The sequence below is a fragment of the Brevibacterium sp. FAM 24630 genome, from assembly GCF_049804075.1.
Classification (GTDB): Bacteria; Actinomycetota; Actinomycetes; order Actinomycetales; family Brevibacteriaceae; genus Brevibacterium.
Genome location: NZ_JBNBZD010000043.1, coordinates 1 through 7,339 on the forward strand (window position 1 = coordinate 1; position 7,339 = coordinate 7,339).

Below are 7,339 nucleotides of genomic sequence, written 5' to 3' on the forward strand. Positions count from 1 at the left end.
GTTCCGAAGCACCCACGTCCAGTCCGAGACTGCGTCCCGGACCAATCAGTCCTGCCCAGCATCAGCCGGCAAGACTATTCGAAGAAATCTTGGTCACCCCTTGACGAAAACCATAGGGGCACCCCCCACTCGGTCGGGCGGGGCGAGGAACTCATCGACATCGTCACAGTGAGTGGTCGACGTCGATAGACGATGCCTGCGCTTCTGTCACAGAACTGGCACAGATGTCCGGCTTTCCGCACCGCCGCCCGGTGGTGGTCTCCACTACTGTGAGAGGGCAGCAACTTCGAAAGGACCACCATGTCGAACAACCCCGGACAGCCGACCAGCGGGCGCCACGTGCCGCCGAACTATTCCCAGGCTTCGGGCCCCAGCAGCCCTGTACGCAGTCCAGCCAGAACGGTCAGCCGGTCTCCACCCAGCCCTACGGTTCCCAGGCGAACCGATCACCGAACTACGGTACGCTCTACACCCAGGTGGACTATGGGCAGTAGAGCGGTGACAACGGTCAGCCAGATTATGGTCAGCAGAGGCAGGTGGTCAATCCTGTGCTCTTCAATTCCGAGATGCTGCCCGAACACGCCTATGGTTCCGGTTCCGAACAGTTCTGGGCGGCCTCGGACTCCGAACGGACCACGGCACTGTGGCGCCACCTCGGTGCCATCTTCTTCGGGTTCGTGCCGCTCATCATGTACTTGGTCAAGAAGGACGAATCACCGTACATCCGTGAGCATTCCCGGCAGGGTCTCAACGCGATGATCACAAACACGATCATCACGACAGGAGCCGTTCTTCGTCTTCGGCTTCTTCGGGTTCCTGCTCGCCCTCGTGACTTTCGGGTTCGGTTTCCTCCTCATGTATGCCGCATTCATCGTCCCCGTGGTCTAACTTCGTCTTCTGCATCATCGCCGCCGCAGCGGCGAACCGGGGTGAGGGATACAGGTTCCCGCTCACCATCAACTTTGTGAAATGAGTCGGCGTCCGGCCGACGAATCCAGGAAGGGACAGACATGTCAGAGAATCCGCAGCGGCCCGACGACGAACCCTCGCGTCCGATGCCGCCGAACTATTCGCAGTCATCCGGTCCACAACAGCCGTACACACAGATCCCGCAGTCCGGACCCTGGCCGGCTGAGGGCTCCCAGCCGCCGTACGGGCAGCACGGAGGCTACAGCGCAGGACCTATGGGGATGTCCTCCGCTCAGTCCCCGGCCGCCTCGGTGCCCATCGGAACCGAGCTGCCCTCCGCCGCCTACGGCCCGGGATCGGTCGGATTCTGGAACGCCGACGAGACGGAGCGCACCACCGCACTGTGGTCTCACCTCGCACACGCTGCGACCTATGTCATCGGACTCGGCTGGATCGTCACCCTCGTCCTCTACATCATCAACAAGGACAAGTCCCCGTACCTTCGGCACCATGGTGCGCAGTCACTCAATCTGCTCATCATCGGCGTCATCGCCGGATTCGGCATCGGACTCATCGGCGGCATCCTCACGATCGTGGGCATCGGATTGCTCATCCTCCTGCTCCTGCCGCTGCTGACCATCTACATGATCGTCATCGAAATCATCGCGGCGATGGCCGCCAATCGCGGTGAGGGCTACCGAATCCCGATGACCCCGAACTGGATCAAGTGATCTGAGAGCCGAGGCCGGTGTCCGGGCAGTCTCTGCCCGGACACCGGCCCTTTCTCATCCCCGTTCGCGGGGTCTCACACGTATTCGGTGAGGATGCGCACCATGTGGTCTGCGAGCAGGCGACCCTGCAGCGTCGGCTGGAACCAGCCGTCCTCTGCCGCATCGTGATCGAGAAGCCCCTGCTTCACGAAGGTTCTGATCGCCTGCTGACTGCCCGGGGCCAGGGTTTCGAGACGCAGCTCGCCGTCGATGCGGGCGGCGAGCATGATCCTCTCGATCTCGCGCGTGCCCGCGTCGAGGACCTCGCGTCCGATCGACGGGGACTGTCCGGCCAGCAGCCGGTCGGCCCACGCCCGCGGGTGTTTGGCATTCCAGAACCGCACTCCCCCGACATGCGAATGTGCCCCGGGACCGTACCCCCACCAGTCGGCATTGCGCCAATACGCCATATTGTGCTCGCACCGGGTCTTTTCACCCGTCGACCAGTTGCTAACTTCGTACCAGTGCAGTCCGGCCGCAGTCATCGCCGCATCGGCGATCTCGTACTTGTCGGCCAGATCGTCCTCATCCGGCATCGACAGCTGCCCGCGGCGGACCATCGCCCCCATCTTCGTCCCCGGTTCGACGATGAGCGAATAGGCCGAGATGTGGTCGACCTCATTCGCCAGTGCCACGTCGAGGGACCGACGCCAATCCTCGATCGACTCCCCCGGCGTGCCGTAGATGAGGTCGAGGCTGAGTTCGAGACCCGCCTCCTTGACCCAGCGGGCCACCTCGGGGATCTTCTTCGGATCGTGCGTCCGGTCGAGAGTCGCCAGCACATGCGGCACCGCCGACTGCATGCCCATGGAGATCCGATTGAAACCGGCACCCGCCAGGGTCGCGATATAGGCCGGATCCAAGGTGTCGGGGTTCGCCTCGGTGGTGATCTCGACGTCGGCGGCCAAGCGGAACCGGGCGCGGATGTCGTCCATCACCCCGGCGAGGACCTCGGCTTCCAGCAGCGTCGGGGTTCCTCCGCCGAAGAAGATCGTCGCGACCTCACGATCGCCCGCCCCCGCCTCGGCGAGGGTGGACACGGACAGATCGAGCTCACGGGCGAGATTGCCGCGGTAGTCGTCACGGGAGGCACCTGGACCGAGATCCTCGGCGGTGTAGGTGTTGAAGTCGCAGTACCCGCAGCGGACCCGGCAATAGGGGACGTGGACGTAGAGGCTCAGCCCGCGGTCGGCGGCACCGATGCCCGCCGAGGCGGGAAGGGAGCCGTCGAGCGGAGGGACCTCACCGGTCGGTTGAGCGGGCACTTACTTCTTGCTGTCCTTCGTATCCGGTTCGTCGGAGGACAGCGCGGCGATGAACGCGTCCTGCGGCACCTCGACGGTGCCGACCATCTTCATCCGCTTCTTGCCTTCCTTCTGTTTCTCGAGCAGTTTGCGCTTCCGGCTGATGTCGCCGCCGTAGCACTTGCTCAGCACGTCCTTGCGGATGGCGCGGATGGTCTCACGAGCGATGATCCGCGAGCCGATGGCCGCCTGGATGGGTACCTCGAACTGCTGACGCGGGATGAGCTTGCGCAGCTTGCCGGCCATCGCCACACCGTAGGAGTAGGCGTTGTCGCGGTGGACGATCGCGGAGAACGCATCGACCTGATCGCCGTGGAGCAGGATGTCGACCTTGACCAGATCGGAGGCGTCCTGGCCGTCGTCGGAGTAGTCGAGGGAGGCATAGCCCTTCGTCCGGGACTTCAGCTGGTCGAAGAAGTCGAAGACGATCTCGGCCAGCGGCAGGCGGTAGCGGATCTCCACCCGGTCCGAGGACAGGTAGTCCATGCCCTGGAGTTTGCCGCGTCGGTCCTGGCACAGCTCCATCACCGCACCGATGAATTCGCTCGGAGTGAGGACCGTGGCCTGGACCATCGGCTCGCGGACTTCCTTGATCTTGCCCGTCGGATATTCGCTCGGGTTCGTCACGATCGTCTCGGTGCCGTCTTCCATCGTCACGTCGTAGATCACGGACGGGGCGGTGGAGATGAGGTCGAGGTCGAACTCCCGCTCGAGACGGTCGCGCAGGACTTCGAGATGGAGGAGTCCGAGGAACCCGCAGCGGAAACCGAAGCCCAGCGCCGTCGAGGTCTCCGGCTCATAGGCCAGGGAGGCGTCGTTGAGTTTGAGTTTGTCGAGGGCGTCGCGCAGCACCGGGTAGTCGGAGCCGTCGATGGGGAAGAGTCCGGAGAACACCATCGGTTTGGGTTCCCGGTAGCCTTCGAGCGGCTCGGCGGCAGGCTTCGCCGCCGCCGTCACGGTGTCACCGACCTTCGACAGGCGCACGTCCTTGACGCCGGTGATGAGGTAGCCGACCTCACCGACGCCCAAGCCCTTCGTCGCCTTCGGTTCGGGTGAGGAGGCGCCGATCTCGAGCAGTTCGTGAGTCGTGCCCGTCGACATCATCTCGACCTTCTCCCGCGGGGTCAGAGAACCGTCGATGACGCGCACATAGGTGACCACGCCGCGATAGGTGTCGTAGACGGAGTCGAAGATCATCGCCCGGGCCGGAGCCTCGGCGTCGCCGACCGGGGAGGGAATGTCCGTGATGATCCGGTCGAGGACCTCCTCGACGCCTTCACCGGTCTTGCCGGATACGAGCAGGCAGTCCTCGGGTTCGCAGCCGATGAGGTTCGCGAGCTCGTCGGCGTACTTCTCCGGCTGCGCCGCGGGCAGATCGATCTTGTTGAGCACGGGGATGATCGTCAGATCGTTCTCCATGGCCAGGTAGAGATTGGCCAGAGTCTGGGCCTCGATGCCCTGAGCGGAGTCGACGAGCAGCAGCGCGCCCTCGCAGGCGGCCAGGGAGCGAGAGACTTCGTAGCTGAAGTCGACGTGGCCGGGGGTGTCGATCATGTTCAGCGCGTACGGGGTGTCCTCGTGCTCCCACGGCATGCGCACCGCCTGGGACTTGATGGTGATGCCGCGTTCGCGTTCGATGTCCATCCGGTCGAGGTACTGGGCGCGCATATCGCGGTTCTCGACGACACCGGTCATCTGGAGCATGCGGTCGGCGAGAGTCGACTTTCCGTGGTCGATGTGAGCGATGATGCAGAAATTGCGGATCAGCTCGGGTGAGGTGGCAGACGGTGAAATCCGCTTGAGTGCTTCCTTATTCACCTGAGGTGACATGAACGCCCTTCCTTTGACAGATCAGATCTCCAGACAGACCAGATCACTCATTCTTTCATGACTTGCATGCGGAGCTGGAATCCGCGCCTATTCGGGACCCGATCAGGGAAGATGGAGCCATGAGCGAATTCTCGATCATGAGCTTCAATCTGCGCTACCCGGCGATGGACGGCCACCCGGTGGCCGATCGGATGCCGATCGCCGCCGAGCTCATCCGCGCCGCCCATCCGCACATCATCGGCACCCAGGAAGGGGAGCTCGATCAGCTCGAGACCCTCATCAGCCTATTGCCCGAAGAGTACATCTGGCTCGGCGAGGGCCATTCCGGCGGCAATTCCGGAGAGTTCACCGCGGTGATCCTCGATTCGACCCGCTTCGATGTCGATGCCGTCGACATCTCCTGGCTGTCAGAACAGCCCGAGACCGTCGCCTCGGAGTCCTGGGGCGTCTCGCACGCCCGGACCCTGACGACCGTCGACGTCCGCGATCTCGGCACCGGCCGAGGCCTGCGGGTGCTCAACACCCACCTCGATCACAGGTCCGAACGTGCCCGGCTCGAGTCGGGGCGGATCATGGCCGACACCATCACCGAGGCGGCCGGCCCATGCGTCGTCACCGGTGACTTCAACGTCGCCACCGGATCTCCCGTCTACGACTTCTTCTGCTCAGAGCTCGGCCTCACCGACACGGCCGCTGAGGTGCCCGGCGAAGACATCGGCACCTTCCACCGGTACCGGGGACCGAAGGCCGGCGAGCCCCGCATCGATTGGATCCTCACCACGGCGGGCCTGCGCACGATCTCCACGCGCATCGACACGTTCGCCGTGGAGGGGAAGTACCCGTCCGATCACTTTCCCGTCGAGGCGGTTCTCGAGTTCACCTGACTCTGCGGGTCCCGCCGGAGTTCACGCACCTCCATTAGGCTGTGGGCATGAATTGGAAATCACTGGTCAACCGGGCTGCTCGGATCGGGGTCCGGGAGGGCCTGCGCTATCTGCGTCAGTCGCAGTCGAAGAGGAAGTCCGGCACTGCACCGGGCCGCACCGATGTCCCGCGGCAGTCTCCCGCGCCGCAGGGCGGCAGCACCGGGACGAGCGGTTCGCAGTCGAATGGCCCGAACAGGTCGTCAGGATCTGGTGAATCACCTCGATCCGGCGGTGCCTACCCGGGTGACTTCACGGGCCCGCTCAAGGTCAGCTACTCCCCCGACCTCGACGGCGAGGCCGATCCGGGCGAGGTCGTCTGGGGCTGGATTCCCTTCGAAGAGGACTACTCGCAAGGCAAGGACCGGCCGTCGCTGGTCGTCGGTCGGGACGGGAAATGGGTGCTCGCGCTCATGCTCACGAGCAAGGACCATATTCCCGGAGGGGTCGGCGAAGTCCGCGAGGATCGGCACGCCCGCTGGATGAACATCGGTTCCGGTGACTGGGATTCGCAGGGCCGCCCTTCGGAGATCCGGCTCGACCGCGTCATCCGACTCGATCCGACGTCGATCCGCCGCGAGGGGGCGATCATGCCGCGTGAGGTCTTCGACCACGTGGCGAAGAACGTCGGCGCCTGAGACTTCTCTCCCCGGTCTCAGTGCCGTCTCTGCCGAGTGCCGGTGTCGTCCCATGGCGCGCGTCACCTGCCGTCGGTCTGCACCGCCGACACCCTCATGCCGCGGATTTCCGGCCGGGGACTCCGGCCTGTATCATTGGTTGCTGTGTCTTCATCAAGGCGTGTGTCTCGCCGAGGTCGGGTGAAGATGCCGTCGGATCCGATATCGTCGATGTGTTTCCCCGCGGAGACGGTCAGGTCGGTCCGATGCGCCCTCACGACCATGTACCACTAACACGAAAGAGTGTTGAAATTGGCTAATATCAAGTCACAGATCAAGCGGAACAAGACCAACGAGAAGGCTCGTCAGCGCAACAAGGCTGTCCGGTCCGAGGTTCGGTCCTACGTCCGCGTCGTGCGCGAGAACATTGCTGCCGGCAAGAAGGACGAAGCGCAGCAGGCATATGCTGCCGCGGCCCGCATGCTCGACAAGGCTGTTTCGAAGGGTGTTCTGCACAAGAACAACGCTGCGAACCGCAAGTCGCGCATGGCTACGCAGATCAACGCTCTCTGAGCTGACGACTGAGGCTATAGCTTCACGGGGTCCGGTCCGAAAGGATCGGACCCCGTGTCTTTTCCCCCTAATTGCTACTCGACGGGCGCCCAGCAACCTCGCGCGAGGTTGCTGGGCGCCCGTCGGGTAGCCAGTGGTGGGGGTTAGCGGATGCGGGCGAGGCGGCTGACCTCGGAGACGAACCATTCGACGGCATACACCGGGTCGCGTCCGCCACCATTGACGGCCTCATCGGCCTCGGCGGCGGCGATGAGCGACTGGCCCAGCGCCACTTCGTTCCACCGCCTCACCTCGCGACGGGCGCGGTCGACCTGCCACGGCGCCATCTTCAGCTCCGAGGCCAGCTCCCCGCTGGTGCCGGAGAACCCCTGCACCTTCGCCATTCCGCGCAGCTTCATCGCCACAGCGGCCAC

At 64.2% G+C, this 7,339-nt stretch carries 7 protein-coding genes and 2 pseudogenes; 6 read left to right on the forward strand and 3 right to left on the reverse strand.

Annotation, left to right across the window (positions count from 1 at the left end):
* Positions 1 to 566 precede the first annotated feature (566 nt).
* The 3 genes and pseudogenes from ACPUD7_RS17455 to ACPUD7_RS17465 form a co-directional block, all read left to right on the forward strand.
* A pseudogene (locus ACPUD7_RS17455) lies at positions 567 to 731 on the forward strand (DUF4870 domain-containing protein); the annotation flags it as partial.
* A gap of 128 nt (positions 732 to 859) precedes the next feature.
* Entirely contained in the window at positions 860 to 973 is a 114-nt protein-coding gene (locus ACPUD7_RS17460; RefSeq protein WP_425120618.1) for a DUF4870 domain-containing protein, read from the forward strand.
* Between the two features lie 37 nt (positions 974 to 1,010).
* Positions 1,011 to 1,640, forward strand: coding sequence for a DUF4870 domain-containing protein (locus tag ACPUD7_RS17465; protein ID WP_135541139.1), 630 nt, complete (start codon positions 1,011 to 1,013; stop codon positions 1,638 to 1,640).
* 74 nt (positions 1,641 to 1,714) lie between these two features.
* Here ACPUD7_RS17465 and hemW read toward each other — a convergent pair whose 3' ends face one another.
* Entirely contained in the window at positions 1,715 to 2,944 is a 1,230-nt protein-coding gene (gene hemW, locus ACPUD7_RS17470; protein WP_135541141.1) for a radical SAM family heme chaperone HemW, read from the reverse strand.
* A complete protein-coding gene (gene lepA, locus ACPUD7_RS17475) occupies positions 2,945 to 4,813 on the reverse strand; it encodes a translation elongation factor 4 (protein ID WP_135541143.1) in 1,869 nt (622 codons plus the stop codon).
* Positions 4,814 to 4,932: 119 nt separating this feature from the next.
* On the opposite strand from lepA, the gene ACPUD7_RS17480 reads away from it, so the two are divergent.
* The 3 genes from ACPUD7_RS17480 to rpsT all read left to right on the forward strand — a co-directional run bounded on the left by ACPUD7_RS17480 (position 4,933) and on the right by rpsT (position 6,926).
* A complete protein-coding gene (locus tag ACPUD7_RS17480; RefSeq protein WP_425120619.1) occupies positions 4,933 to 5,697 on the forward strand; it encodes an endonuclease/exonuclease/phosphatase family protein in 765 nt (254 codons plus the stop codon).
* Positions 5,698 to 5,744: 47 nt separating this feature from the next.
* Positions 5,745 to 6,374, forward strand: coding sequence for a type II toxin-antitoxin system PemK/MazF family toxin (locus ACPUD7_RS17485; RefSeq protein WP_135541147.1), 630 nt, complete (start codon positions 5,745 to 5,747; stop codon positions 6,372 to 6,374).
* 291 nt (positions 6,375 to 6,665) lie between these two features.
* A complete protein-coding gene (gene rpsT, locus ACPUD7_RS17490) occupies positions 6,666 to 6,926 on the forward strand; it encodes a 30S ribosomal protein S20 (protein ID WP_135541149.1) in 261 nt (86 codons plus the stop codon).
* 143 nt (positions 6,927 to 7,069) lie between these two features.
* Here rpsT and ACPUD7_RS17495 read toward each other — a convergent pair.
* A pseudogene (locus ACPUD7_RS17495) lies at positions 7,070 to 7,339 on the reverse strand (DNA polymerase III subunit delta); the annotation flags it as partial.

Excerpts from the sequence above, each read along its gene's own strand:
- ACPUD7_RS17485 (WP_135541147.1), top strand. The coding sequence starts at position 5,745 with ATGAATTGGAAATCACTGGTCAACCGGGCTGCTCGGATCGGGGTCCGG.
- ACPUD7_RS17460 (WP_425120618.1), top strand. The coding sequence starts at position 860 with ATGCCGCATTCATCGTCCCCGTGGTCTAACTTCGTCTTCTGCATCATC.
- lepA (WP_135541143.1), bottom strand. The coding sequence starts at position 4,813 with ATGTCACCTCAGGTGAATAAGGAAGCACTCAAGCGGATTTCACCGTCT.
- ACPUD7_RS17465 (WP_135541139.1), top strand. The coding sequence starts at position 1,011 with ATGTCAGAGAATCCGCAGCGGCCCGACGACGAACCCTCGCGTCCGATG.
- ACPUD7_RS17480 (WP_425120619.1), top strand. The coding sequence starts at position 4,933 with ATGAGCGAATTCTCGATCATGAGCTTCAATCTGCGCTACCCGGCGATG.